The sequence below is a fragment of the Bacillus sp. JHAA genome (genome assembly GCF_036961585.1).
Taxonomy (GTDB): domain Bacteria; phylum Bacillota; class Bacilli; order Bacillales; family Bacillaceae; genus Bacillus; species Bacillus velezensis.
This window is the reverse complement of the sequence record NZ_JBAMDE010000030.1, coordinates 1-636: the sequence shown is the minus strand read 5'-3', so window position 1 is coordinate 636 and position 636 is coordinate 1. Positions and strand designations below refer to the sequence as shown.

1 protein-coding gene is annotated in these 636 nt (G+C 43.7%); it reads left to right on the top strand.

Annotated elements, in window-relative coordinates:
• A partial coding sequence (locus V7728_RS20390) for an IS3 family transposase (protein ID WP_335371389.1) occupies positions 1-595 on the top strand: 595 nt, incomplete at its 5' end.
• Between the last annotated feature and the right edge of the window lie 41 nt (positions 596-636).

Genomic DNA, 636 nt, shown 5'->3' with positions numbered 1-636 from the left:
GCGCATTATGCAGAAAAATCAATGGCAGTGTCGGGTTAAGGTGAAAAAGCGCAAGAAGGATGGGCAGCCATATGCCGTGGTCGATAATATATTGGATCGGAACTTTCAGTCTGATCGTCCTCTGGAAAAGCTAGTAACGGATATCACATATTTGCCTTATGGGCAGAAACAATTGTATCTTTCCAGTATATTGGATTTATACAATGGAGAAGTGATTGCTTTTACGATTGGCGATAGACAGGACACAGACTTTGTCTTACACACACTTGATCAGCTGCCCGCACTGCCAGAGAACTGTGTGTTACATAGTGACCAAGGTTCTGTTTATACATCTTATGAGTATCAGAAAGCTGTTAAAACAAAAGGCATTACCATGAGCATGTCCCGCAAAGGGACGCCCGCTGATAATGCCTCCATCGAATCGTTTCATTCCTCACTAAAGTCTGAAACGTTCTACCTCGACAGGTTGGAAAGCACTACGACGACCATCGTAGAACAAACTGTCGAAACCTATATACACTATTATAACAACATTCGTATTCAAACGAAACTAAACAACCAGCCGCCGGTCACATACCGACAGCTGGCTGCTTAAAGGTGTTTTGATCCCTGTCTCAAAAACGGGGGTCAGTCCCT